The organism is Isoptericola sp. GX10416 (assembly GCF_056590155.1).
On record NZ_JBWPVO010000023.1, the window covers coordinates 1 to 23,722 of the forward strand.

General features: G+C 73.1%; 26 protein-coding genes, 3 pseudogenes and 1 riboswitch. Of the genes and pseudogenes, 18 read left to right on the top strand and 11 right to left on the bottom strand.

Translation table 11 applies throughout. From position 1 onward, the window contains the following. Positions 1 to 454: 454 nt before the first annotated feature. Entirely contained in the window at positions 455 to 1,282 is an 828-nt protein-coding gene (locus tag ACWAT2_RS18915) for an aldo/keto reductase (protein ID WP_402378117.1), read from the bottom strand. 78 nt (positions 1,283 to 1,360) lie between these two features. Next, the gene (locus ACWAT2_RS18920) at positions 1,361 to 2,134 is read right to left on the bottom strand and encodes a thioesterase family protein (RefSeq protein WP_402378120.1); all 774 of its coding nucleotides are present in this window, start codon (positions 2,132 to 2,134) and stop codon (positions 1,361 to 1,363) included. A gap of 45 nt (positions 2,135 to 2,179) precedes the next feature. Between ACWAT2_RS18920 and ACWAT2_RS18925 the strand changes: the two genes are divergently transcribed. Continuing rightward, on the top strand, positions 2,180 to 3,283 hold the full coding sequence (locus tag ACWAT2_RS18925; RefSeq protein WP_402378122.1) for a PQQ-dependent sugar dehydrogenase: 1,104 nt from the start codon (positions 2,180 to 2,182) through the stop codon (positions 3,281 to 3,283). Between the two features lie 18 nt (positions 3,284 to 3,301). Further along, a complete protein-coding gene (locus tag ACWAT2_RS18930) occupies positions 3,302 to 3,781 on the top strand; it encodes a nitroreductase family deazaflavin-dependent oxidoreductase (RefSeq protein ID WP_402378125.1) in 480 nt (159 codons plus the stop codon). 187 nt (positions 3,782 to 3,968) lie between these two features. Here ACWAT2_RS18930 and ACWAT2_RS18935 read toward each other — a convergent pair whose 3' ends face one another. Then, entirely contained in the window at positions 3,969 to 4,535 is a 567-nt protein-coding gene (locus tag ACWAT2_RS18935) for a type 1 glutamine amidotransferase domain-containing protein (protein WP_402378127.1), read from the bottom strand. Positions 4,536 to 4,685: 150 nt separating this feature from the next. Here ACWAT2_RS18935 and ACWAT2_RS18940 point away from each other — a divergent pair, with 150 nt between their 5' ends. Next, entirely contained in the window at positions 4,686 to 4,991 is a 306-nt protein-coding gene (locus ACWAT2_RS18940; protein WP_402378130.1) for a DUF5808 domain-containing protein, read from the top strand. A 50-nt stretch (positions 4,992 to 5,041) separates the two neighbouring features. On the opposite strand, the gene ACWAT2_RS18945 is transcribed toward ACWAT2_RS18940, so the two are convergent. Continuing rightward, complete coding sequence (locus tag ACWAT2_RS18945) at positions 5,042 to 5,413, bottom strand: hypothetical protein (RefSeq protein WP_402378132.1); 372 nt, start codon at positions 5,411 to 5,413, stop codon at positions 5,042 to 5,044. 1 nt (position 5,414) lies between these two features. On the opposite strand from ACWAT2_RS18945, the pseudogene ACWAT2_RS18950 reads away from it, so the two are divergent. The 5 genes and pseudogenes from ACWAT2_RS18950 to uxuA form a co-directional block, all read left to right on the top strand. Next, positions 5,415 to 5,804 (top strand): annotated as a pseudogene (locus ACWAT2_RS18950) (oligopeptide/dipeptide ABC transporter ATP-binding protein); the annotation flags it as partial. Further along, entirely contained in the window at positions 5,794 to 6,618 is an 825-nt protein-coding gene (locus ACWAT2_RS18955) for an ABC transporter ATP-binding protein (protein WP_402378134.1), read from the top strand. The pseudogene ACWAT2_RS18950 and the gene ACWAT2_RS18955, both read left to right, overlap by 11 nt. A gap of 29 nt (positions 6,619 to 6,647) precedes the next feature. Next, complete coding sequence (locus ACWAT2_RS18960; protein ID WP_402378136.1) at positions 6,648 to 7,097, top strand: ROK family protein; 450 nt, start codon at positions 6,648 to 6,650, stop codon at positions 7,095 to 7,097. After that, positions 7,094 to 7,800: pseudogene (locus ACWAT2_RS18965) on the top strand (N-acetylmannosamine-6-phosphate 2-epimerase). The gene ACWAT2_RS18960 and the pseudogene ACWAT2_RS18965 overlap by 4 nt, the downstream one beginning before the upstream one ends. A 138-nt stretch (positions 7,801 to 7,938) precedes the next feature. Further along, positions 7,939 to 9,120 (top strand): mannonate dehydratase, encoded by a 1,182-nt coding sequence (gene uxuA / locus ACWAT2_RS18970; protein ID WP_402378139.1) that lies wholly within the window; start codon positions 7,939 to 7,941, stop codon positions 9,118 to 9,120. On the opposite strand, the gene ACWAT2_RS18975 is transcribed toward uxuA, so the two are convergent. Then, positions 9,065 to 10,648, bottom strand: coding sequence for a carboxylesterase/lipase family protein (locus ACWAT2_RS18975; protein ID WP_402378142.1), 1,584 nt, complete (start codon positions 10,646 to 10,648; stop codon positions 9,065 to 9,067). The two genes, uxuA and ACWAT2_RS18975, sit on opposite strands and share 56 nt — an antisense overlap. Positions 10,649 to 10,754: 106 nt before the next feature. Here ACWAT2_RS18975 and ACWAT2_RS18980 point away from each other — a divergent pair, with 106 nt between their 5' ends. Beyond that, positions 10,755 to 12,005: an MFS transporter gene (locus tag ACWAT2_RS18980; protein ID WP_402378145.1), complete on the top strand. Its 1,251-nt coding sequence runs from the start codon at positions 10,755 to 10,757 to the stop codon at positions 12,003 to 12,005. Positions 12,006 to 12,018: 13 nt separating this feature from the next. On the opposite strand, the gene ACWAT2_RS18985 is transcribed toward ACWAT2_RS18980, so the two are convergent. Next, positions 12,019 to 13,035 (bottom strand): NADP-dependent oxidoreductase, encoded by a 1,017-nt coding sequence (locus ACWAT2_RS18985; protein ID WP_402378148.1) that lies wholly within the window; start codon positions 13,033 to 13,035, stop codon positions 12,019 to 12,021. Positions 13,036 to 13,171: 136 nt separating this feature from the next. Between ACWAT2_RS18985 and ACWAT2_RS18990 the strand changes: the two genes are divergently transcribed. Further along, complete coding sequence (locus tag ACWAT2_RS18990) at positions 13,172 to 13,432, top strand: hypothetical protein (RefSeq protein WP_402378151.1); 261 nt, start codon at positions 13,172 to 13,174, stop codon at positions 13,430 to 13,432. 47 nt (positions 13,433 to 13,479) lie between these two features. Further along, positions 13,480 to 15,318 (top strand): glutamine--fructose-6-phosphate transaminase (isomerizing), encoded by a 1,839-nt coding sequence (gene glmS / locus ACWAT2_RS18995; protein WP_402378153.1) that lies wholly within the window; start codon positions 13,480 to 13,482, stop codon positions 15,316 to 15,318. A 9-nt stretch (positions 15,319 to 15,327) separates the two neighbouring features. Here the strand turns inward: glmS and ACWAT2_RS19000 are convergent, their stop codons facing one another. Next, positions 15,328 to 16,188 carry a M15 family metallopeptidase gene (locus ACWAT2_RS19000; RefSeq protein ID WP_402378156.1) on the bottom strand — a complete coding sequence of 287 codons (861 nt, stop codon included), beginning with the start codon at positions 16,186 to 16,188 and terminating at the stop codon, positions 15,328 to 15,330. After that, a riboswitch (cyclic di-AMP (ydaO/yuaA leader) is annotated at positions 16,188 to 16,340 on the bottom strand. It overlaps the preceding gene by 1 nt. 151 nt (positions 16,341 to 16,491) lie before the next feature. On the opposite strand from ACWAT2_RS19000, the gene ACWAT2_RS19005 reads away from it, so the two are divergent. After that, complete coding sequence (locus ACWAT2_RS19005; protein ID WP_402378158.1) at positions 16,492 to 17,472, top strand: LLM class flavin-dependent oxidoreductase; 981 nt, start codon at positions 16,492 to 16,494, stop codon at positions 17,470 to 17,472. A 28-nt stretch (positions 17,473 to 17,500) separates the two neighbouring features. On the opposite strand, the gene ACWAT2_RS19010 is transcribed toward ACWAT2_RS19005, so the two are convergent. Further along, positions 17,501 to 18,235, bottom strand: a complete 735-nt coding sequence (locus tag ACWAT2_RS19010) for a VOC family protein (protein WP_402378161.1) — start codon at positions 18,233 to 18,235, stop codon at positions 17,501 to 17,503. Between the two features lie 141 nt (positions 18,236 to 18,376). On the opposite strand from ACWAT2_RS19010, the gene ACWAT2_RS19015 reads away from it, so the two are divergent. Then, entirely contained in the window at positions 18,377 to 19,633 is a 1,257-nt protein-coding gene (locus tag ACWAT2_RS19015; protein ID WP_402378164.1) for an arginine deiminase, read from the top strand. A 4-nt stretch (positions 19,634 to 19,637) separates the two neighbouring features. Here ACWAT2_RS19015 and ACWAT2_RS19020 read toward each other — a convergent pair whose 3' ends face one another. Further along, a complete protein-coding gene (locus tag ACWAT2_RS19020) occupies positions 19,638 to 20,042 on the bottom strand; it encodes a VOC family protein (RefSeq protein ID WP_402378167.1) in 405 nt (134 codons plus the stop codon). Between the two features lie 70 nt (positions 20,043 to 20,112). Between ACWAT2_RS19020 and ACWAT2_RS19025 the strand changes: the two genes are divergently transcribed. Then, the gene (locus ACWAT2_RS19025) at positions 20,113 to 20,697 is read left to right on the top strand and encodes a TetR/AcrR family transcriptional regulator (RefSeq protein ID WP_402378169.1); all 585 of its coding nucleotides are present in this window, start codon (positions 20,113 to 20,115) and stop codon (positions 20,695 to 20,697) included. Positions 20,698 to 20,957: 260 nt separating this feature from the next. Here the strand turns inward: ACWAT2_RS19025 and ACWAT2_RS19030 are convergent, their stop codons facing one another. Beyond that, the gene (locus ACWAT2_RS19030; RefSeq protein ID WP_402378183.1) at positions 20,958 to 21,320 is read right to left on the bottom strand and encodes a hypothetical protein; all 363 of its coding nucleotides are present in this window, start codon (positions 21,318 to 21,320) and stop codon (positions 20,958 to 20,960) included. On the opposite strand from ACWAT2_RS19030, the gene ACWAT2_RS19035 reads away from it, so the two are divergent. The 3 genes from ACWAT2_RS19035 to ACWAT2_RS19045 all read left to right on the top strand — a co-directional run bounded on the left by ACWAT2_RS19035 (position 21,298) and on the right by ACWAT2_RS19045 (position 22,681). After that, positions 21,298 to 21,636: a helix-turn-helix domain-containing protein gene (locus ACWAT2_RS19035; RefSeq protein WP_402378172.1), complete on the top strand. Its 339-nt coding sequence runs from the start codon at positions 21,298 to 21,300 to the stop codon at positions 21,634 to 21,636. The two genes, ACWAT2_RS19030 and ACWAT2_RS19035, sit on opposite strands and share 23 nt — an antisense overlap. 330 nt (positions 21,637 to 21,966) lie before the next feature. Continuing rightward, complete coding sequence (locus ACWAT2_RS19040) at positions 21,967 to 22,491, top strand: hypothetical protein (protein ID WP_402378175.1); 525 nt, start codon at positions 21,967 to 21,969, stop codon at positions 22,489 to 22,491. A gap of 61 nt (positions 22,492 to 22,552) precedes the next feature. Continuing rightward, entirely contained in the window at positions 22,553 to 22,681 is a 129-nt protein-coding gene (locus ACWAT2_RS19045) for a hypothetical protein (RefSeq protein ID WP_402378178.1), read from the top strand. Positions 22,682 to 22,917: 236 nt separating this feature from the next. On the opposite strand, the gene ACWAT2_RS19050 is transcribed toward ACWAT2_RS19045, so the two are convergent. Next, positions 22,918 to 23,184, bottom strand: a complete 267-nt coding sequence (locus ACWAT2_RS19050; RefSeq protein WP_402378180.1) for a hypothetical protein — start codon at positions 23,182 to 23,184, stop codon at positions 22,918 to 22,920. A gap of 167 nt (positions 23,185 to 23,351) precedes the next feature. On the opposite strand from ACWAT2_RS19050, the pseudogene ACWAT2_RS19055 reads away from it, so the two are divergent. After that, positions 23,352 to 23,722, top strand: a pseudogene (locus ACWAT2_RS19055) (ISL3 family transposase); the annotation flags it as partial.

The window sequence follows — 23,722 nt, forward strand, 5'->3', positions numbered from 1 at the left end:
TGACCCACTACATCGCCCGATCACTCCTCGAAGCCGGCGGCTTCAGACCCCGGCTACACCCTCATCTGCGTTGAGCCAGTATGGGTGGCGCGACCGCGAGGTGTCCGAATCGGAGACGGGCCCTAGCTCGCTGGCACCTGCTCCATCGCCATCGCATCGGCGCACACCGGAGTCTCTTCGGGGTCCCAGCACGCCACCTGCAGCTCGAGGTTGCCAATCTCGGTTCGCTTCATGTCCCGAGGATACGGTTCGCTGTTGCCAGCTCAGCAGGCCTCTCGCGGTCAAGACGGCATGAGCCGATAAGTCAAGTCATGCCAGATCCCGCACCCAATTGTGCAACTGACTCGACCTTGCGGTTCCTGGTCTCGTCGACGACATCCGGCGGCACCTGCACGCCGAGGATGTCGTGTTCGGTCTCTGCGCCGTGGCGAGCACGCGAGACGAGCCGCCCGGCTCAGAACTCCTCGTAGACCGCCGGGTCCTGGTCGTGGGTCCGGCCGTCGGGCCGGGCGAGCGACGCGATGGCCTCGACGTCGGCGTCGGTGAGCTCCAGGTCGATCGCGGCGAGGTTCTGCCGCTGCCGCTCGGACGCCGTCGCCTTGGGCAGCGGCAGGACACCGAGCCGAGCGTGCCACGCCAGGATCACCTCGGCCACGCTCACGCCGTGCCCCTCGGCGATCCGCGTCAGCAGCGGGTCCCGCAGCATCTCGTTCGCCCGCCCGATGGGGCTCCATGCCTCGGTGACGATGCCGCGCGACGCGTCGTAGGCACGCTGCTCGTCCTGCGGGAAGTACGGGTGCAGCTCGACCTGGTTCACCGCGGGGGTCACGCCCGTGGCCTCCACCAGCCGGTCGATGTGCTCGGGCAGGAAGTTCGACACCCCGATGGCGCGCACCAGCCCGCGCTCGCGCGCCTCGATCAGAGCCTCCCACGCTTCGACGTAGCGCTCCTGCGACGGGTTCGGCCAGTGGATCAGGTACAGGTCGAGGTGGTCCAGGCCGGTGCGGTAGACGCTCTCCTCGACCGATTCGAGCGCGGCGGCGTGGGCATGGTGGCGGCCGGGCAGCTTCGAGGTGACGATCACCTCGTCGCGGGGCACGCCGCTGGACCGCACGGCCGCGCCCACGGCTCCCTCGTTCTCGTAGTTGAACGCCGAGTCGATCAGCCGGTAGCCCGTCCGCAACGCCTCCGCGATCGTCTCCGCACCGTGCCGGCCCTTCAGGGCGGCGGTACCGAACCCGATGCGGGGCAGCGGGCCGGTGGTAGGGGTCGTCTCGGGCATCGGCTTCCTCCTCGTGGACAGGGTGGGGCGTTCCTCGAGGAGACGGTACGCGCCGTCCGGGCAGGTCGCCCACCACGCTCAGGAGAGCTTCCGGACCACCAGGGTCTGGGCCAGCCGCCCGAATGCGCCGTCGGCGTCGTGCAGGACGGCGGAGGTGAGCCCCGCGCCGCTCGGCCCGAACGTGACGGTCGTGTCCAGCCCCAGCCAGCCGCCGCTCGGCGCCCGGAACAGGTGAGCGGTGAGATCGAGGTTGGGGAACGCGACGCGGCGCGGGTCGCTGCGGACGGTCATGCCGTTGGCGACGTCCAGCAGCCCGGCCGTGCGTGCGAGCGGGCCGACCTCCTCGCCGTCGAGCAGCGGGACGTCCGTGCGCGCCCACACCCGGCCACGCCCGGGGGTCTCCAGGCTGCGACGCACCTCGATCGAGGCGACGAACCCGCCGGGCCAGTCCGTCGTCGGGTCCCAGGCCGGAGTCTCGTCCGGTCCCGGCATCGTGGCGGGGGCACCGTCCGCCAGCGCGGCCGTGTCGCCGACGCCGGCCAGCCAGGCACGCAGCGTGGCCACCCGCCGTCCGCCGCAGGAGACGGTGGCCTCGACGAGCTCGACGCCCCGCCCTGGCCGCAGCACCTGCACCGCCGTCTCCATCGACTCCAGCGGGTAGGGGCCCCAGACGTCGAACGACAGCCGCGTCACGGCGAGGTCGTCGCGCCCCCGGGCGGCGCGATCGGTCTCCACGAGGTGGGTGAGCAGGCCGAACGTCGGGGCGACGTGCTGCTCGGCGGTGTTCCAGGCGCCGCCGACGGCGGGGGTCGGGTCGAACATGGAGGCGCCGGTGCGTCGGAAGTAGGCCATGGCGCCATCCTGACAGGAGCCGCTCCGGCGTAGTCTGCTGGACCCATGGGGACACGACGGACGACGGCGTCATCTCACGGCCTGGTCCTGCTGGCCACGGCGGGCGCCCTGCTGGGCGGGTGCGGCCCGACGACGTCCGACGGCGGGGACGCCACGGGCGGCGGGAGCACGGCGACCTCGGCGGCCGGGGCGCCCACGACGGTCGCCACAGGCCTCGACGCGCCGTGGTCCGTGGTGCTGCTCGACGGGACGCCGCTGGTGAGCGAGCGCGACAGCGCCCGGATCCTCGAGCTGGCCGACGACGGGACGCCCCGCGAGGTCGGGGTGGTCGACGGCGTGGAGGCGGCCGGCGAGGGCGGTCTCCTCGGGCTGGCGCTGGACGACGACGGCCGACTGTACGTCTGCTCGACCGCCGCGGGCGGCAACCGTATCCAGCGCTATGACCTGGCGGGCGAACCAGGGGCGCTGAGCCTGGGGGAGCCGACGACGATCCTGGACGGGCTGCCGGCGGCGAGCGTCCACGACGGCGGACGCCTCGCCGTCGGGCCGGACGGGATGCTGTACGCCACGGTGGGGGACGCGGGGGTCCCGGACCGTGCGCAGGACCTCCGCTCGCTCGGCGGCAAGATCCTGCGGATGACGCCCGACGGCGAGGTCCCGGTCGACAACCCCTTCGACGGTTCGCTGGTGTACAGCTACGGGCACCGCAATGTACAAGGGCTGGCATGGGCCGACGACGGCACCCTGTTCGCCACCGAGTTCGGCCAGGACACGTGGGACGAGCTGAACGTGATCACGCCCGGTGCCAACTACGGCTGGCCGGAGGTGGAGGGCGCCGGGGACGCCGGCGCGGACGACGAGTTCGTCGACCCCGTGCAGCAGTGGCCGCCGTCGGAGGCCAGCCCGAGCGGGATGGCGCACCTGGACGGGAGGCTGTTCATCGCGAACCTGCGAGGCCAGGTGCTGCGCGCTGTGCCGGTGGACGACCCGTCCACCTCGACCGACCACTACGCCGGTGAGCACGGCCGTCTGCGCGACGCCGTGCCCGGACCCGACGGCCGCCTGTGGCTCGTCACCAGCAACACGGACGGACGCGGCTCACCGGGCCCGGAGGACGACCAGATCCTCTCCGTCGACGTGCGGCGCTGAGGCGTCTACCGTCGAGACATGTCGGAGTCGTCCACGCCGGGCCGCCCGCAGCCCGCGAAGCAGTTCCGCTCGAGCCGCGTCAGTCGCGCCGAGGACACGGTCATGCGGACGCTCGTCCGCCTGCACCTGGTACCGCGCACCTCGCTGCTGACGACGCGCGGCCGCAAGAGCGGCCGGCCCCGGACCAACCCGGCGACGGTCGTCACCGGCGGTGGTTCGCGGTGGCTCGTGTCGCCCTACGGCGTGGTGTCATGGGTGCACAACGCCAGGGCCGACGGCCGGGTGCTGCTGCACCGCCTGTTCGAGCGCCAGACGTACCTGGTCCGCGAGGTGCCGGCGCAGGACGCCGGGCCGATCCTCCGCGAGTACGTGCGGATCGCGCCGGCCACGCGGCCCTACTTCGCCGCCGGCACCGACGCGCCCGTGGAGGAGTTCGCCGCCGAGGCGGACCGGCACCCGGTCTTCGAGCTGCTCCCGGCCCGCCCGCGCCGCGGCTGAACCGGCCGTCTGAGGCCAGCCCCCGCCCTCGACGCTGACCATGGCGTCGGGGAGGCGGGCGATGGTCTCCAGCTTCCGACCGGGGTGAAGACGTCCTTGATGACGTCGACCTGGACGAGAGGCATGATGCGATTCCCTTCTCCTGTCCAGGTTCTGTCGCGGAGCCTCATCGGCCGCGCCGGCCTGGTCAGACGGCGCTGAGCGCCTCGTCGATCGCGCCGCCGAACGCGTCGAGGTCGCCAGGGTTGCGGGACGTGATGAGCCGCCACCCCTCGGCGTCGTCGACGCAGACGGCCTCGTCGCGCCACTCGGCGGCACCGGCGTTGCGGATGTCCGTTCGCAGGGACGGGTACGACGTGAGGGTCTTGCCGCCGAGGACGCCGGCCTCCACGAGCGCCCACGGCCCGTGGCAGATCGCCGCGACCGGGCGGCCCGACCCGGTGAACGACCGCACGATGCGCGACGTCGTCTCCTCCAGCCGTAGCGAGTCGGCGTTGAGGGTGCCGCCGGGGACGAGCAGGAGGTCGAAGCCGGCGGGGTCGACGTCGTCGAGCGTCACGTCGACGGGCACCGAGCGGCCCGGGTCCTTGTCGCCCACGAGAGTGGCGACGTCGTCGGTGGTCGTGGCGGCGAGGGTCACGACGGCACCGCGTTCGCGCAGGTGCTCGAGGGGGACGACGAGCTCGTCCTGCTCGACTCCGTAGTTCGTCACGATGGCCAGGACGGTGCGGCCGGTGAGATCGGTGTCTGCCATGGTCGTTCCTTCCGCGGGTGTCGGTCGGGTCGGCCACCGTAGGCACGCACGGCGATGGACGCACCCGGACAGGACGGCGTTCGGGGACCTGTGGACCGGGGCACCCGAGCGCGGCAGGATGGACGGACAGCCCCACGAGCGGAGGTCACGATGGGATCGCACAAGGACGGCACGAAGCGCGGCGGACCGCCGAGCCTGTTCAAGCTGGTGATGTTCGCGCTCGTCGTCGCGGCCGTCACCAAGGAGCTCCAGAAGGATCCTGCGGAGCGGGAGTGGCACGGCACGGTCGCCGGGTTCGTGCCCTACGAGTTCCGCATCCCCACCATCCAGCGCGTCAAGGAACGCGTGTGGGATCCGGAGGGGGAGCACTTCCTCAGCCCGCACGTGTTCGGCGTCGGCTGGACGGTGAACCTCGGGCGGGTCGTCACCGTCGTGCGCGAGAGGCTGGCCGCCTGACGGACGCCCGCGGCCACCGCGCCGCCGAGGGCGTCCGTCCGGGCCGTCGCTCAGCCGTGCCCGACCCGCTCGCCCTCGTGCTCGACGACGGTCACGTGGTCCGAGGACGTCGACGTCCAGGTGGTGGTCGGCGTGAACCCGCCGGCCGCGACGTCCTGCGCCGTCACCGTGTGCCGGGCGAACGTGCAGGTATAGCTCGCGTCGCCGCCCAGCCCGCGGTAGCGGCAGTTCTGCGCGGCCTCGGCCGGGTCGAGGTGGTCCAGGTTCCCGGTGGGCACCACCGTGGTCGTGGCGGCCGAGAGGTTGCGCACCGTGTACGTGTACCGCAGCGTGTCGCCGACGGCGTACGTCTCCTGCGGGTCGATCAGGCTGCCGCCGGTGACCTCGATCGCGCCCGGTTCGGCGTCCGGGGTGTTGAGCACCCAGGAGAAGCTGGGCTTCGCCCTGGTGTTCGTCAGCCACGACCTCGCGCTGGTCGCGCAGCTCGCGCACCGCGTGACGGTGATGTACGCGGGTCAGGTCGTCGAGCAGGCGCCCACGTCGGAGCTGCTCGCCGACCCGCGCCACGAGTACACCCGTGGCCTGCTCGGCGCTGTGCTGTCCATCGAGTCGCGGGCCGAACGGCTCCACCAGATCCCCGGGACGGTGCCCTCCCCGCGTGACTTCCCGACCGGCGACCGGTTCGCACCCCGCTCGTCGAACCCCTCGACCGGCAGCGGTCCGCGTCCGGTGCTCGAGCCGGTCGCCGACGAGCCGGACCATCTGGTTGCGGTCTCGCAGGACGAGCCGCTCGTCTCCGGAGGTGCCCGATGAATCCCCTCACCACGGCGGAGGCCGCCGGCGAGGCCCCCTCGTCGAGCTCGACGGCGTCCACGTCGTCTTCCGCTCCCGGACGGGCTCGCTCCTGCGCGCCCAGCGGGTGCACGCCGTCGACGACGTCAGCATCCAGGCCCACCGGGGACGCACCCTGGGGATCGTGGGCGAGTCCGGTTCCGGGAAGACCACGATGGCGAAGGTGCTGGTGGGGCTCCAGCCCGCGTCGTCGGGCACGGTGCGGTTCCGCGGCGAGGTCGTGCGGCGCTACACCCCGCGGATCCGGCGCCGGATCGGCCGGGTCGTGTCCGTGGTGTTCCAGGACCCGACGACGGCCCTGAACCCCCGCCTGCGGGTGGCCGACGCGCTGCGGGACCCGCTGGACGTGCACGGCGTCGGGACGTCCGCCTCGCGGAACGCCCGCGTCCGGGACCTGGTCCGCCTGGTCGGGCTGCCGGCCTCCGCCCTCGACGCCCTGCCAGGGCAGCTCTCCGGAGGGCAGCGGCAGCGGGTGGCCATCGCCCGTGCGCTCGCGCTGGAATCGGACGTCATCGTCGCCGACGAGCCGACGTCGGCGCTGGACGTGTCGGTGCGTGCGCAGATCCTCAACCTGCTCGCGGACCTCAAGGCCGAGCTGAACCTGGGGATGGTCTTCATCTCGCACGACATCCAGACCGTCCGCCACGTCTCGGACGACCTCGTCGTGATGCGCGGCGGACGGATCGTCGAGAGCGGTCCCGCGGAGCAGGTCCTGAACCGTCCCGCCGACGACTACACCCGCACCCTGCTGGCCGCCGCGCCCGCCCTGCTCTAGTCCGCCCACCACCACATCGGAGCACCACCGTGAACCACCACTTCCGCGGGATCGTCCCGCCCCTGCTGACGCCCCTCACCGAGGCGGGCGAGATCGACGTGCCCTCGCTGGAACGTCTGACGGAGCATCTCGTCGCCTCCGGCGTGCAGGCGGGGTGCACCGACGCGCACGGCGTCGTCGACCGGGCCGATCGGGGCGACCTGATCGCCCGCCGGGTGGTCGACGGCGCCGCGGCGGCGCTCGGCAGGGCCGTCGCCGGGATCGTCACGGTGTGGGACCCGCACGTGGTCGTCGTCGGAGGTGGCGTGGCCGGGGCGGGCCCGCGATGGTGGGAGGTCCTGCGCAGCACGGCGCGGGCGGAGCTCGTCGAGGTGCTGGCGGACGTCGAGATCCGACCGGCGGCGCTCGGTGCACGAGCGGCGCTGGTCGGTGCTGCGCACACGGCACGCCAGGCCCTCGCCACGAAGGAGGACGGATGACCGCCACGGGCACCGATGCCGTCGAGGCGATGCGAGGCGGTCTGACCGTCTCCTGCCAGGCGTACCCGGGCGAGCCGATGCGCGACCCGCGCACGACGGCGCAGGTCGCCCGGTCGGTCGTCGCCGGCGGTGCCGTGGCGCTGCGCATCCAGGGGATCGACGACCTGCGGGCCGTGGTCCCGGTGGTGGACGTGCCCGTGGTCGGACTGTGGAAGGACGGCGAGGAGGGCGTGCTCATCACGCCGACCGTCGACCATGCGCTCGCGGTGCTCGCCGCCGGTGCGGACGTCGTCGCCGTGGACGGCACCCGGCGTCCGCGACCTGACGGCCGGGACCTGGCGGCCACGATCGCTGCGATCCGAGCCGTGCACCCCGGCGCGGTGGTGATGGCGGACTGCGGTTCCGTGGACGACGCGGTGGCCGCGGAGCGGGCCGGCGCGGACCTGCTGGGCACCACGCTCGCGGGGTACACCGGCGAGCGTCCTCGCACGGACGGCCCGGATCTGGACCTCCTGGACGAGGTCCGTGAGCGCTGGCGCTCCCCGTGGTGGTCGAGGGCCGGGTGCACCACCCGGCCGCCGCGGCCGCCGCGCTGTCACGCGGCGCGCACGGGGTGTGCGTGGGGACCGCCATCACGCACCCGACGACGATCGCGTCGTGGTTCGCGGAGGCGGTGCGCGAGGCCGCCGGGCCGGTCCCGTAGCGGGCGCCGGTGCGCCGTCGCCTGGTCGACCGCGCTGCTGCAAACGTTTGTCGGCGTGACGCGACGTGGGCCGGTTGACCCCGTTGCGCGCCTATGACAACGTTTGCGAACGGCGACGGAGCAACCGGGAGGACGACGATGGAGCAGGCCTGGCGCTGGTTCGGACCGCGCGACCCGATCACGCTGGCGGACGTCCGTCAGACCGGGGCGACCGGCATCGTCACCGCGCTGCACGACGTCCCCAACGGCGAGGTCTGGACCGTCGAGGCGATCTCCGCCCGCCGGGAGCAGATCGAGGCCGCCGGCCTGCGCTGGTCCGTCGTCGAGAGCATCCCGGTGCACGACGACGTCAAGCGCCGCGCGCCCGGCTACGAGCGGTGGCTCGAGACGTACGCCCAGAGCGTGCGCAACGTCGCCGCGTGCGGCATCGACGTCGTCTGCTACAACTTCATGCCCGTCCTGGACTGGGTGCGCACCGACCTGGCGTATCCGCTGCCGGACGGCGCGCTGGCGCTGCGGTTCGACCAGGACGCCTTCGCGGCGTTCGACCTGTTCCTGCTGGAGCGCCCGGGAGCCGAGGCGGACTACACCGACGTGGAGGTCGAGCGTGCTCGTCGCCACCTCGACGCGATGACGCCGACGGCGGTCGACCGGCTGGTCGCCACGGTCTCGGCGGGCCTGCCGGGCTCGGAGGAGACGTGGACGCTCGACGGGCTGCGCGCCGAGCTCGCGGCCTACGCCGACGTGGACGACGACGCGCTCCGGTCCGCGCTGGTCGAGTTCCTGGAAGCGATCGTCCCGGTGGCCGAGGAGTGCGGGGTGCGCCTGGGTATCCATCCCGACGACCCGCCGCGGCCCGTGCTCGGCCTCCCGCGGATCATGTCGACGGCCGCGGACGCGCGCTGGCTGCTCGACGCCGTCCCGAACCCGACCAGCGGGCTGACCTTCTGCACCGGGTCCTTCGGGGTGCTGCCCGAGAACGACCTCGTCGCGATGGTCGGCGAGTTCGCCCCGCGCATCCACTTCGCCCACCTGCGCTCCACGCGCCGCGAGGCCGACCCGCGCACCTTCCACGAGGCCGCACACCTCGGGGGGGACGTCGACATGGTCGGAGTCGTCGACGCCCTCGTCCGCGAGGAGCTCCGCCGCGAGGAGCACGGCGGCGCCCCGATCCCGATGCGTCCGGACCACGGCCACCTGCTGCTGGCCGAGCAGGCCTCCGAGCGTGCGTCCGCCGTGCCCGGCTACTCGCTCGTCGGGCGGCTCAAGGGGCTGGCGGAGCTGCGCGGGGTCGAGCTCGCGGTGCGGCAGCGACGCTGAGCCCGTCGCCGTCGCCCGGGTCGCCGGGAGAACGGACCAACGGTTCCACGCCCGCGTAGCCGTCCACGGTCTCGGCCGGCCCGCTCGTGTCCCACACGCGGGCCGCGCACGCCGAACCGGTCCAGGGGGTCCACCCCGGGACGTGCGAGCGGACGAACGCCGACGCCGCGCCGTGCAGGTCGTCCGCCAGGCGCTGCGGAGGATCGTCCCCGGCGATCCTGCTCACCCCGGGCGCGTCGAGGACGTCGAAGAAGAACGGCACGTCGAGGCAGTGCAGCGCGATCCCGTACGTCGGCGACGCCCAGGCGAACCGGTACGCCCAGGTCGGCGCCGGCCCCTGCGCGCCGTCGCGCGCCCTCGCGACCTCCACCACCACGCGCCGGAACACCGTGTCCGTGACGAACCGGCCCAGGAGCCGGGCCGTGCCGCCGGCGCGCAGGGCGGTGTTCGCCGCGAGGTACGCACGCCGCTGCGACCGGGGGACCCGCAGGGCGGCCAGCACGAGGCTCGGCGGGACCCACCGGAGGGCTCTGCGTGCCCCGTCGAGCAGCATCGAGAACTCGTCGTCGGCCGTGCCGAGCACGAGCGGCTTGCCGGCGCCGACACCGTCGCGGAGGGACGAGACCGTGGGCCCGAGGACCAGCTCGCCGTCGACGACGGGCCCGAGGGCCGTGCCGTGTGTCAGCTGGTCGACGGCACCCGCGAGCGCCCCGGCCCTCGCAGGCCGGGCCGCGGACTCCTGGAGAGCGAGGACGCGGTCCTCGGGGACGCTCCGGAAGCCGTCGAGCGTCGGGGCGACCCCGGCCGCGTCCGCGAGGCGTCGCGCGACCTGACGGGCGCGGGGGACGGGCACCTCCGAGAGCGCGCCCGACATGCACCAGGCGGCACGGAAGAGGTGCTGTGCGGCGGGCATCCCGAGCAGGGTGAGCACCGCCCCGCCGCCGGCGGACTGCCCGGCGACCGTCACGCGGTCCGGGTCGCCCCCGAACGCGGCGACGTTCTCCTGGACCCACTCCAGGGCGAGGAGCCAGTCGCGCACGCCGCGGTTCGACGGAGCGTCCTCGATCCATCCGAAGCCGTCGAACCCGAGTCGGTACGAGAGCGTGACGGTCACGACGCCGTCGCGCGCGAACGCCGCGCCGTCGTACCAAGGGCTCGCCGGTGAGCCCGAGGTGTACCCACCGCCGTGCACGTAGACGAGCACGGGAAGCCGTGCGGAGACGTCGGGTGCGGGGGTGAAGACGTTGACGCCCAGTGTCGCGTCGCCCGGGACGGACGGCTCGGGGATCAGGGTGATGCCGCTGTCCCCGCGCTGCGGCGTCGGGCCGAACGCGGTGGCGTCGAGGACGCCGTCCCAGCGCGCGTGCGGCACGGGTGCGGCGAAGCGGAGCTCGCCCGTCGGTGGTTCGGCGTAGGGGATGCCGAGGAACGCCGCCGTCCGGGGAGCTCGGCCTCGCCACGCGCCTCGCACCCGGCCTGCCCGGGTGCGCACCTCGGGCGGGGGAGCCGGGCGCAGGGGTGCCTGCATCGACGCCACCTCCCTGACTCGGTCGTCACAGCGTGCGCCTCGTCCCCCGGCACCGCAACGGCGCGGGCGATGCCTGCCGGGCCAGGTTGCGCGAGGATGGCGATCGATGAGCCACGAGACCACGCCCGGGCGTCCGGGGAGGACGGAGCGGCGGGCGCGCGCCGCCGTCGCCGTCCTGTTCCTCACGAACGGTGCGTTGTTCGCCAACCTCCTGCCCCGGTACCCGGAGATCAAGGCCGCCCTGGACCTCAGCAACACCGTCTACGGGATGGCCGTCATCGCCTTCCCCGCCGGTGCGATCGTCTCCGGGTTCGCGACCGGTGCCGCGGTCCGCCGCTTCGGCTCGGCCCGGATCGCGGCGTTCGGCACGGTGCTGACCTCGGCCGGGGTGCTGTGCGCCGGGGCCGCGCCCGCGCTCGGGCTGTTCGTCGCCGCGCTGTTCGCCGCCGGGGCGTCGGACGCGTTCACCGACGTCGGGCAGAACGCGCACGGCCTGCGGGTCCAGCGCCGCTACGGCCGGTCGATCTTCAACTCGTTCCACGCCCTGTGGTCGGTCGGCAGCGTGGTGGGCGGGGCGATGTCCGCCGGTGCGATCGCCCTCGAGATCCCCCTGGACCTGCATCTCGCGATCTCCGGCGCGCTGTTCTCCGCGGTCGCGCTCGTCGCGATGCGGTACTGCCTGCCAGGTCGCGACGGCGACGAGCGCGCCGCGGCCGAGCGTGCGGTCGAGCAGCGCCGGGCCGTGGCGGACCCCTCGGGGCCCCCCGTGCCGCCGGTCCCTCGCGGTCGCACCCTGTTCCTGCTGGCCGCGTTCGTCGTCGTCGGCATCTCCGGCACCGTGGTCGAGGAGGCCACGAACTCCTGGGCGGCCGTCTACCTCTCGGGGTCGCTCGACGCGACGGGCGCCGTGGCGGCCACCGCGTTCATCGCCTTCATGGCGGCGGAATTCCTGGGACGGGCGACGGGGGACCGGTTCGTCGACCGCTTCGGCCAGCGGGCCGTGGCGCGTGCCGGGGGCGCGCTCGTCGCCGTCGCGATGGCCCTGGCGCTCGCCTTCCCGTCCGTCCCAAGCACGGTCGCGGGGTTCGCCGTCGCGGGCTTCGGCGTGGCCACGGTGATCCCCGCGGCGATGCACGCGGCCGACGAGCTGCCGGGCCTGCGTCCCGGCACGGGGCTGATGGCCGTCACCTGGCTGATGCGGTTCGGGTTCCTCCTGACGCCGCCGTTCGTCGGGCTCGTCTCCGATGCGAGCGACCTGCGGGTGGGGCTGCTGGTCATGCCCGTGGCCGGTGTCGCCATCCTGGTCGCCGGCGTCCTGCTGCAGGGGCGCCGGACGACGCCGAGGATCGACCTCTGACCGCGCTCGCAGGTCACCGGGCCGTGCGCACCACCATCTTGCCGACGTTCCCGCCGCGCATCATGTCCAGGAACGCCTGCGGAGCGTTCTCGATGCCGTCGACGACGGTCTCGTCGTAGACGATCTTGCCGTCGGAGAACCAGCCGGTCATCAGCTCGTTGAACTTCGGGGCGTGGTCCATGTAGCTCGGCAGCGTGAAGCCCTTCAGCATCAGGCTGCGGGTGACGATGTTGGCGAGGTTGTCCGGCCCCGGCGTGCGCTCGGTGTCGTTGTACTGCGAGATGGCGCCGCACAGCGCGACGCGGCCGCCGGTGTTGAGGCGGTCCAGGGCGGCCTCCAGGTGGTCGCCGCCCACGTTGTCGAAGAACAGGTCGACGCCGCCCGGGGTGACGTCGCGGAGCTGGCGGCGCACCGGGGCGTCCTTGTAGTTGAACGCGGCGTCGTAGCCGTACCTGTCGGTGAGCAGCTCGACCTTCTGCGCCGACCCTGCCGAACCGACGACGCGGTCGGCGCCGAGCAGGCGGGCGATCTGACCGGCGGCGGTCCCCACCGCGCCGGCCGCGCCGGAGACGAACACGGTGTCGCCCTCGCGCAGCTCCGCGACGGCGGTGAGCCCGACGTACGCGGTGAGCCCGGTCAGTCCGAAGATGCCGAGGTAGAGCGACAGCGGCGCCCCGGGGATCTCCGGCACCATCTGGAAACCGCGAGCGTCCTCCTGGACGACGTCACGCCAGCCGTACTGGTGCTGGACCACCGCACCGACCTCGACGTCGTCGGACGCCGACTCGACGACGCGGCCGACGGCGCCACCGGTCATGGTCTCGCCGACCTTGAAGGGCGGGACGTAGCTCTTGACGTCGTTCATGCGGCCGCGCATGTACGGGTCCACGGAGACGAACTCGTTGACCACGCGGACCTGGCCGGGCTCGAGGTCGCCGTAAGTGACCTGGACGGTGCGGAAGGTGTCCTCGGTGGGCCAGCCGGTGGGGCGGGCAGCGAGCTGGACCTGGGTGGACGTGACGTCGGACATGAAGTGAGACCTGCCTTGCTTCGGGTCGGGGTTCCCAACCTACGCGTTCGGACCCTGGACGCTCGTGGCGAGGGCCGTCGTGCCCGATATCGGGCAGATCCTGGACACTCGTGCGCCAGGAGCGCATGCTTGACCGGTGAACGACGCCGAGCTGGTCTCCCGCGTGGCCCTCACCACGGGCCTGAGCCCGTCCGAGGCCGCGCGCGTGATCGAGGACGTCCTCGCCTGGTACTCCGAACCGGTCGAGCACTACGTCCGGCGTCGCCACACGGCACTGCAGGCCGCCGGTCACCGCAACGCCGAGATCTACGCGCGCATCGCCGCCGAGCTGCGCGACCGCGTCGTGGCCGCGCCGGAGCTCACCGAGCGTCAGGTCCGCCGGATCGTCTACGGCTGAGGTCCCGGCCGTCCCTCGTCCACCCCTCACCCCCTGGAGCAGCACCCATGTGCGGAATCGTCGGCTACATCGGCCCCCAGCAGGCAGCGCCCGTCCTCGTCGAAGGGCTGACGCGCCTGGAGTACCGCGGCTACGACTCGGCCGGCATCGCCGTCCTCAACCCGCGCTCGAAGGCCAACCCGTCCCGCGTCGTCCGCGCGCAGGGCCGCGTGCGGGACCTCGAGGCCGCGCTGCCCGCGCGCCTCGCCGGCACCACCGGCATCGGCCATACCCGCTGGGCCACCCACGGCGAGCCCAGCGAGCGCAACGCCCACCCGCACACGTCGTTCGACGGCCGCGTCCACGTGGTCCACAACGGGATCATCGACAACTTCGCGACGCTGCGCAGCCGCCTGGCCGACGACGGCGTCGAGCTCACCTCCGACACCGACACCGAGGTGGTCGCCCACCTGGTGGCGCGCGAGCTCGCGACCGGCCTGAGCCTCGAGGACGCGGTGCGTGGCGCCGTCGGGCAGATCGTGGGCACCTACGCCCTCGCCGTGCTCGACGTCCAGACGCCCGAGCGCGTCGTGGTGGCGCGCAACGGCTCGCCGCTGCTGCTCGGCGTGGGCGACGGCGAGATGTTCGTCGCATCGGACCCGGCGGCGATCGTGCGGCACACCAGCCAGGTCGTGCTGCTGGACGACGGCGACTTCGCCACCGTCACCGCGGACGGCTTCCACAGCTTCACCGCCGGCGAGGAGCGGACGGCGCGTGCCGCCGTCACGATCGACCTCACCGTGGAGGAGCTGGAGCTCGGTGGGCACGACCACTTCATGCACAAGGAGATCCACGAGCAGCCGGAGTCGGTGGAGCGGATGCTCACCGGGCGCCTCGACGACCGCTTCGGCACCGCCAAGCTCGCCGGCCTCAACCTCGAGCCGCGGGACCTGCGCCGCTTCGAGCGCGTCAAGGTGCTGGGCTGCGGGTCCGCCTACTACGTCGGCCAGCTCGGGGCCTCGATGATCGAGGACCTGGCGCGCATCCCCGCCGACGCGGAGCCCGCCAGCGAGTTCCGCTACCGCAACCCCATCATCGAGCCGAGCACGCTCTACGTGGTGGTGAGCCAGTCCGGCGAGACGGCCGACACGCTCTTCGCCGTCCGCGAGGTGCAGCGCAAGGGCGGCACCGTCGTCGGCCTCGTCAACGCCGTGGGCTCGTCCATCGCGCGGGAGGTCGACGGCGGCATCTACCTGCACGCCGGACCCGAGGTCGCGGTGGCCTCCACCAAGGCGCTGACGCACATGTCGATCGGGTTCGCGCTGCTGGCGCTCACCCTCGGGCGCGTGCACGACCTGTCGTTCGCCGACGGCCGGCGCATCATCGCCGGGCTGCGGGCGATCCCCGGCCAGATCGCCGAGATCCTCGCCGGCGAGGAGTCGCTCGCCGCCGCGGCCAAGGAGCTCTCGACGGCGCCGAGCCTGTTCTTCGTCGGTCGCGTCCGGGGCTACCCGGTGGCGCGCGAGGGCGCCCAGAAGTTCAAGGAGATCACCTACCGGCACGCCGAGGCGTACCCGACGAGCGAGCTCAAGCACGGCCCCCTCGCTCTCATCAGCCCGGAGCTGCCCTCGGTCGCGATCATCCCGGACGACGACCTCGTCGAGCGGAACATCACCGCGGCCCAGGAGATCCGGGCGCGTGGCGGCGCTGTCGTCGCGATCACGCACCCGGGCGTCGAGCTCGGGAACGCGGCGACGGCGCGCATCGAGGTGCCGCGCAACGAGGTCGAGCTCGACCCGATCCTGCTGACCATCCCCACCCAGCTGCTCGGCTACCACGCGGCCGTGGCGCTGGGCGAGGACGTCGACCGGCCGCGCAACCTCGCGAAGTCCGTCACCGTGGAGTGACGCGACCCGTCACGCGGCGGGGGAGAACTCCCAGTGCCACGGCTCGTAGGGTCCCGCACCGCCCTGGCGTGCCCAGGCCGGGTTGGTCCACCCCGCCGCGGGGCCGTGCTCGGCGAGCCAGGCCCAGCGGTCGCCGGCGTACGACTCCGGGCAGATGTCGACCGCGAGGCCCCAGCCGTGGTTGGAGGTGCCCGGGGTGGCCGCGAGGCCGGGCTTCTGCCCCTTGAGCACCACCTGCTGGTCGTAGCTGCGGTAGCCGTCGGTGATGCACATCTGCTCGCCGAACTGCTCGGTGTACGCGTCGTTCAGCGCGGCGAGAGCGGTCGCGGCGTCGGCGCGCAGGAGCACGGCGCCGGCCCACGGCGCGCAGAGGTCGGCCGTGGAGAGGCGGCCGTTGCTGCCCTGCGGGTCGATGCTCGGGTCGCAGCCCGGCGGCGGGACCTGCTCGTCCGGCGCGGCCGGGGCGGGGTCGGCCGGCACGATCTCGATCGAGTCCCGGTCGACGCGGTCGCCGTCCCGGGACACCTTGGCCTCCCGGTCGACGACGATCGCGACGCCGGACCGGGCGGCCGTGCCGGACCTGGAGGCCGACCGGTCGGAGCGCTCGGCGACCGCCCGTTCGGCGGCGGCGAGGGCCGCGGGATCGAGGGTCGTGGTCCCGGTCCCCTCGGCGTTGGCCTCCTCCGGCAGGACGGCCGGGGCGACGACGGCGGACGCCGTGGCGAGCGCGAGGGCGAACCCGGCGCCGACCTTCCCGGGACGTGGTGCCAGTCGTGCCGCCGGTCGCGGGGTCGTGCGTGAAGCGCGGGAGGCGCGGGGCTGGGGCTCGGCGAAGTGCCGGCCACGGCGTGCGCGGGTGGAGCGGGTCATCGTCATCTCCTGGCGCCTTCGGGGTTAGCTGTCGGATTCGGGTCGGAGACTGACCCGGCCGCCGCGCGCTGCGCGGTCGGCTTCACCCCAAGGACGCCGTGGCGCCCGTCGTTGGTTCCCCCGCCCCGTGTCTGTTTCGGTCGACGACGCACGGTGACAGGGCTCGGCGCCCGTGCGACGTGCCTCGCGGCGTGGCGAGGCATGCAGAAACGTACCGCGCGGAGGCACCGATTGTCACGAACGCGTAACAGCATGTCCGGCGCTGGCATGATCGCGGGTGAGCCCGACGACGAAGGAGACCACGTGGCACCCTCCGAGACGACGACGGAACGTGCGGTCGGGGTGATGCTGCCCCGGGACCTGCCGGCCGGGGACGTCCTCGACTTCGCCCGGCGTGCCGACGCGCACGGCTTCGACGAGCTCTGGGTGGTCGAGGACCTCGGGTTCCGCGGGGGCACGGCGCAGGCGGCGGCGGTCCTCGCGGCGACCGAGCGGATCCGGGTGGGGGTCGGCGTCCTGCCCGCCGCAGCGCGGAACCCGGCGTTCACGGCGATGGAGGTCGCCACCCTGGGCCAGCTCTTCCCGGGCCGGGTCGACGTCGGCCTGGGGCACGGCATGCCGGGCTGGATGCGGTCCGCGGGGGCGTGGCCCAGCAGCCCGCTCACGCTGCTCGAGGAGCACCTGCGCGCTGTCCGCGCGCTGGTGCGGGGTGACGTCGTCGAGCTCGACGGGACCGCTCGCTACGTCGCGCTGGACGGCGTGCGGCTGGAACCCGCCGTCGTCCCCACGACGACCCCCCGCGTGCTGGCGGGCGTGCGGGGGCCGCGGTCCCTCGCGCTGGCCGGGCGGCAGGCGGACGGCACCGTCCTCGCGGAGCCGTGCGCCCCCGCGTACGTCCGGGCCGCGCTCGGCCACGTCGCCGCCGCGGGCCCGCACCGGGTCGTCACCTACGACGTCGCGGCGGTCGACGACGACGCGGCGCGTGCGCGGGACACGGCACGTCCCGGGCTGGAGTGGATCGGGGAGCCCGACTGGGACCCGCACGTCGCGCCGCTGCCGTTCGCCGAGGAGTTCCGGGCGCTGCGCCGCCGAGCGGGTTCGCGGGCAGAGTTCGTCCGGGACCTGCCGGACGAGTGGCTCGACGACCTCGCGCTGGCCGGGACGCCCGCGCAGGTGCAGGGCGGTGTCGCGGCCCGGTGGGACGCCGGGGCGTCCTGCGTGGTCATGATCCCCGTCGGCCCGGACCCGACGGCGGCTCTCGACGCGCTCGCACGGGTGCTCTGAGACCGGGCGTCGACGGGCCGGGGTCGCCTCAGCCCCGCCCCAGGACGCAGAAGTCGTTGCCCTCGATGTCCGCGAGGCAGACCCAGGGCACGTCGCCCTGGCCGACGTCGGCGTCCGTGGCGCCCAGCGACCGCAGCCGCTCCACCTCGGCGGCCTGGGAGTCGCCGGGGTACGGCAGCAGGTCCAGGTGCACGCGGGTCCAGGCGGTCTCCGCGGGCGTGCGGACCAGCTCCAGGTAGGGGCCGACGTCCTGGGGGGCGCGCAGCCGGGCGTGGTCGTCGGAGACCTCGTGGACCTTCCAGCCCGTCGCCTCGCCCCAGAACCGAGCCATGGCGCGCGGGTCGGCGCAGTGGACCACCACGGCGGCGATCGGGCCGGTGTCCTGGTAGAGCGGCCGCGGCTCCAGCACGCAGAACACGTTGCCCTCCGGGTCGGCGAGCACGGTCCACGGCACGTCGCCCTGGCCGATGTCCGCCGGCTGCGCCCCGAGGTCGCGCAACCGCGCGACGAGCTCCGCCTGGTGGGCCTGCGACGTCGTGGCGAGGTCGAGGTGCGCGCGGTACCGCACGGTCTCGGGGTCCGGGACCCGGACGACGTCGACGCAGACGGCGGAGGGGTCCGGCCAGTCGAAGCCCGGCGGCTCGACGTTGGCCACCCCGGGGCCCTCGCTGTCGAGGCTCCAGCCGAGCGCGTCGGCCCAGAACCGCCCGAGCGCCGCCTCGTCGCGGGCCTTGAAGTTCACCTGCACGAGCTGGAGTGCCATGGCGCCCGAGCCTACCCACGGAGGGCAGCGGTCGTCAGGGTGCGAGGCCCATCCGCGCCTGCCAGGATCGCGAAGAACGGGTGCCCGACGGCGCTGCACGCCGCGGCCGAGCAGGCGGGACGGCGGGAGCGAAGGAGAAGCATGAGTGCAGGAGCGAGCGGTGCGGCGACGTACGGCGTCCACTCCGAGGTGGGTCGGCTGCGCAAGGTCCTGGTGTGCTCGCCGGGGTTGGCGCACGAGCGGCTGACGCCGACGAACTCGGACGACCTGCTGTTCGACGACGTGATGTGGGTGGAGGCCGCCCAGCGTGACCACCAGGACTTCGTCGACGAGCTGACCGGCCGCGGCGTCGAGGTGGTCGAGCTCCACGACCTGCTCGCCCAGACCATGGCGCTGCCGGAGGCGCGGGCGTGGCTGCTGGACCGCAAGGTGGTGCCGAACCGCGTCGGGCTGGGCATGGTGGAGGGCACGCGCGCCTACCTCGACTCGCTGTCGCCGTCGGATCTGGCGCGGTCCCTGGTGGGCGGGCTGTCGACGACGGACCTGCCGGCGGACTACCGCACGGACTACGTCTCGCTCGCCCAGGAGGCGCCGGACGCCCGCGAGTACCTGCTGCCGCCGCTGCCGAACACCCTGTACACCCGCGACACCACGTGCTGGATCTACGGCGGGCTCACGCTGAACCCGCTGTACTGGCCGGCGCGCAAGGACGAGACGCTGCTGATGAAGGCGATCTACTCCTTCCACCCGGAGTACCGGGACGCGACGGTGTGGTGGGGCGACCCGGAGCAGGACTGGGGCCAGGCCACGCTCGAGGGCGGCGACGTGATGCCGGTGGGCTCCGGCGTCGTCCTGGTCGGCATGAGCGAGCGCACGTCGCGCCAGGCGATCAGCCAGCTCGCCAAGGCGTTGTTCGACGGCGGGGCGGCGGACCAGGTGGTCGTGGCCGGCATGCCGCGGCTCCGGGCGGCGATGCACCTGGACACGGTGTTCACGTTCGCCGACCGCGACCTGGTGACGGTGCACCCGACGATCGTCGACAACATCCGGCCCTACGTGCTGCGTCCGAGCGACCGCGCCCCGGGCGTGGAGGTCACGGACCATGGGGGCACACCGTTCGTGGACGTCGTGGCGCGCGCCATGGGGCTGGACCGGCTGCGCGTGGTCGAGACGGCGGGGGACGTGTACGCCTCGGAGCGTCAGCAGTGGGACTCGGGGAACAACGCGGTCGCCGTCGAGCCGGGGGTGGTCTTCACCTACGACCGCAACACCCTGACCAACGCGGAGCTGCGCCGTGCGGGCGTGGAGGTGATCACGATCGTCGGCGGGGAGCTGGGCCGCGGGCGCGGTGGCGGGCACTGCATGACGTGCCCGATCGTGCGCGACCCGGTCGCCTGAGCGCTCATTCGCGGTAGGCCGCCGCGAACTCGGCCGACGGCTCGATCGGCTGGATGACGTCGACGAGGACGCCGTCGGGCGCCTCCACGATCAGGTGGCGCTGCCCGAAGGGCTCGTCGCGCAGCGGCAGCACGGGCCGCAGACCGTGCTCGTCGACGAGTCGCCGGTGCTCCGCGTCGACGTCCTCGACCTCCAGGTTGAGCAGCAACCCCTGGACGGGCCGGCCGAACCCGGCGGGCACGGTGGGGTGATCGGCGTCGAGCAGGGCCAGCTCGAAGGTGCCGCGGCGCAGGCTCACGTACCAGTCGGCCTCGAACGTGGTCTCGAAGTCCAGGACGCGGCGGTAGAAGTCGGCGGCGGAGCTGACGTCCGCGGACATGATGACGGGGTAGAAGCTCGTGACGGACATGGCGCCTCCTCGAAGACATACACTGCGTACGTAAACCACTATACATACGCTGTGCATGTCAGGAGGACCCATGCCACGCGCCACCGCCGCAGCGGCCGCCGAGACGGCCCGCCGCCTCGTGGAGATCGCCGCCGACCTGTTCGCCGACCGGGGCTACGCCGCCGTCGCGCTGGACGACGTCGCCACCGCGGGCGGGGTGACGCGGGGGGCCGTCTATCACCACTACGGGAGCAAGGCCGGCCTGTTCCGGGCGGTGACCGCGCACCTGCAGCGAGAGGTCGCGGCGGCTCTCGTCGAAGCCGCAGAGGCCGCCGACGGCGGACCCGCGGACCGGCTGCGGGCCGGGAGCCACGCGTTCCTCGACGCGATCACCGCGCCGCGGATGGTGCGCATCCTGCTCGTGGAAGCGCCCGCCGTCGTCGGGTGGCAGGAGTGGCGGGCTCAGGACGCCGAGTCGTCGGCCGTCCACCTGCGGGAAGCCCTCGCCGAGGCGGGGGTGCCCGCGGCCCTGCTCGACGCGCTGACCGCCCAGCTCTCCGGCGCGATGAACGAGGCCGCGCTGTCGCTCGCCGAGCGCGACGGTGACGCGGGAGCGCGCGAGGCCGCGCACCGGGCGCTCGACGTCCTGCTCGACGCGGTGGCGCCGCCGCCCTGACGCGCGGGGGCGCGCAGCGATCGCACTGGCCTACCGCGGCATGGTGCTGTTCGGCCTCGAGGTCGCTGGCATGGACCCGGCCGAGGTGTACCTGCTGGCCGGGTTCCTCGAGGTCGCCCTGATCGCCGTGGCGCTCATGGCGCGCAATGCCGCCCTCGACGGCCGGCCCTACGGGGTGCTGCTGACGCTGACCTGGATCCTGTCGGGCACCTCCGGGCTGTTCGCTGCCCTGCACGAGGTCGCCGTCACGGCTCGACGCCCTACATGGTCGCGTTCCGGTTCGTGCCGCCCCTGGTCGCCGCGCTTGTGTGGCACCTGGCCCTGGTGGGTGAGCGCCACCTGGTCACCGGCGCGTGCACCGCTTCATCGTCAGCGCCGAACGGTGGCGCGACGCGCGCCGCGACGATGCCGGCAGCCGTGCGGATGCCCACCGTGTCCGCGCCGCCCACCGGCGCCAGCAGGCCGCGCGCGACCGCGCGCTGAAGCTGCTTGCCGTGGAGGAGTTCGACGTCCGCACGCGCGCCTGGGTCGATCGCTTCGAGGCCGCCGCCCGGCACGGAGAACGTCTCGACGCTCTCGGCGCATCGGCGGCCGCACGCCGTGGCACGCGCTGCGGGGGCCACGACATCGACCAGGCCCCGACGCCCACACCTGCGCCCACGACGGCCCCGGTCGCGTTGGGAGCCGGGGACGCACAGCCCACGGCCACGTCCACCCGCGTCGAGCGCCGTTGCGGCGCCCGACGTCGCCGTCCAGCAGTTCGCCCGCGACGAGCAGGCGGCCGTCATCCTCGAACTGCACCACCAAGGGCTGTCCGAGCGGGCCATCGCCGATCGCGTTCCCTGGTCGCGATCGACCGTCAACCGCATGCTGAAGAAGCACGGCACACGGCGGCCCGGCACGCAGGCGCCGAGCCTGCTCGAGGCCGTACATGCATGAACCCCTGGCGGGCGCCCCTGCGGGGCGACAAGGACCGCGCGGGCTGCGTCCGCACCCCGTGGGGCTGCGTTCCTGGCGCTGGGCCGCAGGCCACGGACTGGTCTGCCAAGATCGGGCCTACTAGTCTCACCGCGTGGAAGAGACCGAGTCCGCGTTCAACGCAGTACGGACCAACCCAAGGATGCCGCGCTCGATGGACGCGGGGTCGAGTGCCGTTCGCTTCCCCGCTCTGCGACAACCCCGTGCACGACTCGACCGTCTCCGCTCGCACCATCTCTCGATCGCCGCCGCATCATCAAGGCGGACGGACGACTCTGGACCGTCGACATGGTGATGCTCTCGATGCTCCAGAGGAGTTACGGCCTGGTCGACGGCCTGATCGATGCAGTCGACCGCTTCAATATCTACGTGGCGCCGCCACTCCTTCGCATGCAGATCGACACCCTGGTCCGGGCGCACTACATCGCGACCTGCGCGAACGGAGATGAGGTATGCCGGCGTCTCCTCGAGGGGGTCCAGTTCCGGAAGATGAGGGACGACGCAGGTAAGGCCCTCACCGACGCCCACCTGATGGAGCTGGCGAGCGAGACTCATGGATGGGCGAAGGAGGTATACCAGCGCACGTCTGGATGGGTGCATCTCTCGGAGGAGCACATTCGGGCAGGCTGGCTTCGGGCGGATCCCAACGAGCGCACGATGACCTTCCGTCTACCGGCGTCGGAAGAAGCGGTCCCAGAGTCGATGTGGCTGGAGATCCTTATGGCTATGACGCGCGCCACGGAAGAGCTCTTCGGATGGGCCGAATCGTGGACAGCCAACAAGGGCCTTCCTCCAGGTGTCGAGCGCACCCTCTGAGCGGCCCAGAACGACCGTGTCAGAGCCTCCTGCTGGACTTCTGGCGAACGGAGGTGACGTCATGGCGAAGTCGTCGAAGTCTGGGAAGCCCTCGCAGTCCGCTCTGTCCAAGGCGGGCAAGACGCTCGCGAGCGATTCCTCGAGCAAGCCGGCGAAGTCAAAGGCCGGCTCGACGCTCGGCAAGGGCTGAACCGGTGCGCGGGCGGTCGCCGCCCCCGCACCGTCCGTCGCGTGACGCGATCGTACGCAGCGGCCCTACAGGTGGCGGAACCGACCGATTTTGGGGCATCTTTAGTGGCTCGACCTTGGGTCTTGAAGCCCGAAGCCTAGGGGCAGCGTCTGGCCAGCGGCGCGCAGTAGACGCCGACTAGATGTACCCGACCGGCACCAACGTCGTGGGCGGGTACCACCTAGATACTGCGCCTGTCAGCCAAGAGTGCCGGAAGCGACACCGTCCTGGTCGACCTGCGGCCAGGAGGACCAGGCTGGCCCAGGGAACACACGCTCGAACTCGGCGTCAGGCCAATCGCCCGAGGCGATGAACGAGATGATGCGGGCCGTCTCGTGGTGCAGCCACCGTTGACCGTCGGCGATGTTCGCGAACAGGTTCTGGAACATTAGGAAGGGCCACGCCAGCACGGGAATCAGAGCCGCTTGGCCTCGATCTGGCGGCGGCGTGATGTACAGGTTCATCCAGCTTTCAAGCGGCCACTCCGCTGCCTCGGCCAGTTCCCGAGGCAGCGGCTTTGTCGGCTCAACGCAGATGAGGGTGTAGCGCTGGCTGGCTGAGCCGGTTCCGGGGACGGGTCGAGGTCCCCCAGGATGGAAGTTCTCACGCTCACCATCTGGAAGACCTCGACGTGCCTGAACTTACCTTCGCTGCCCCTGACCTTGCGACCTTCGCGCGCCTGGACGAGCTCGGTCTCGTCGTGGTCGGGCAACGGCTGGAGCCCGACCGGGCGACGCTGTGCTGCCGGGTCGTGGCGCGCGCCGATGATGCGTTCTGCCGCGGGTGCGGGGCCGAGGGCACGCCGCGGGGCACGGTGACCCGGTGGCTGGCGCATGAGCCGTTCGGGTGGCGGCCGACGACGCTGCTGATCAGGGTGCGCCGCTACCGCTGCGAGAGCTGCGGGCGGGTGTGGCGCCAAGACACGTCGAGGGCGGCCGAGCCGCGGGCGAAGCTCTCGCGGGCGGCGGTGCGCTGGGCCCTGGTGGGTCTGGTCACCCAGCA

What these genes read in the sequence shown, in the direction of transcription:
- ACWAT2_RS18930 (WP_402378125.1), top strand. Translation starts at nt 3,302, where the DNA reads ATGTCGGAGTCGTCCACGCCGGGCCGCCCGCAGCCCGCGAAGCAGTTC.
- ACWAT2_RS18920 (WP_402378120.1), bottom strand. Translation starts at nt 2,134, where the DNA reads ATGGCCTACTTCCGACGCACCGGCGCCTCCATGTTCGACCCGACCCCC.
- ACWAT2_RS19015 (WP_402378164.1), top strand. Translation starts at nt 18,377, where the DNA reads ATGAGTGCAGGAGCGAGCGGTGCGGCGACGTACGGCGTCCACTCCGAG.
- ACWAT2_RS19020 (WP_402378167.1), bottom strand. Translation starts at nt 20,042, where the DNA reads ATGTCCGTCACGAGCTTCTACCCCGTCATCATGTCCGCGGACGTCAGC.
- ACWAT2_RS18940 (WP_402378130.1), top strand. Translation starts at nt 4,686, where the DNA reads ATGGGATCGCACAAGGACGGCACGAAGCGCGGCGGACCGCCGAGCCTG.
- ACWAT2_RS19050 (WP_402378180.1), bottom strand. Translation starts at nt 23,184, where the DNA reads ATGAACCTGTACATCACGCCGCCGCCAGATCGAGGCCAAGCGGCTCTG.
- ACWAT2_RS18975 (WP_402378142.1), bottom strand. Translation starts at nt 10,648, where the DNA reads ATGCAGGCACCCCTGCGCCCGGCTCCCCCGCCCGAGGTGCGCACCCGG.
- ACWAT2_RS19010 (WP_402378161.1), bottom strand. Translation starts at nt 18,235, where the DNA reads ATGGCACTCCAGCTCGTGCAGGTGAACTTCAAGGCCCGCGACGAGGCG.
- ACWAT2_RS19000 (WP_402378156.1), bottom strand. Translation starts at nt 16,188, where the DNA reads ATGACCCGCTCCACCCGCGCACGCCGTGGCCGGCACTTCGCCGAGCCC.
- ACWAT2_RS19025 (WP_402378169.1), top strand. Translation starts at nt 20,113, where the DNA reads ATGCCACGCGCCACCGCCGCAGCGGCCGCCGAGACGGCCCGCCGCCTC.
- ACWAT2_RS18980 (WP_402378145.1), top strand. Translation starts at nt 10,755, where the DNA reads ATGAGCCACGAGACCACGCCCGGGCGTCCGGGGAGGACGGAGCGGCGG.
- ACWAT2_RS18935 (WP_402378127.1), bottom strand. Translation starts at nt 4,535, where the DNA reads ATGGCAGACACCGATCTCACCGGCCGCACCGTCCTGGCCATCGTGACG.
- ACWAT2_RS18985 (WP_402378148.1), bottom strand. Translation starts at nt 13,035, where the DNA reads ATGTCCGACGTCACGTCCACCCAGGTCCAGCTCGCTGCCCGCCCCACC.
- ACWAT2_RS19045 (WP_402378178.1), top strand. Translation starts at nt 22,553, where the DNA reads ATGGCGAAGTCGTCGAAGTCTGGGAAGCCCTCGCAGTCCGCTCTGTCC.
- glmS (WP_402378153.1), top strand. Translation starts at nt 13,480, where the DNA reads ATGTGCGGAATCGTCGGCTACATCGGCCCCCAGCAGGCAGCGCCCGTC.
- uxuA (WP_402378139.1), top strand. Translation starts at nt 7,939, where the DNA reads ATGGAGCAGGCCTGGCGCTGGTTCGGACCGCGCGACCCGATCACGCTG.
- ACWAT2_RS18915 (WP_402378117.1), bottom strand. Translation starts at nt 1,282, where the DNA reads ATGCCCGAGACGACCCCTACCACCGGCCCGCTGCCCCGCATCGGGTTC.
- ACWAT2_RS18925 (WP_402378122.1), top strand. Translation starts at nt 2,180, where the DNA reads ATGGGGACACGACGGACGACGGCGTCATCTCACGGCCTGGTCCTGCTG.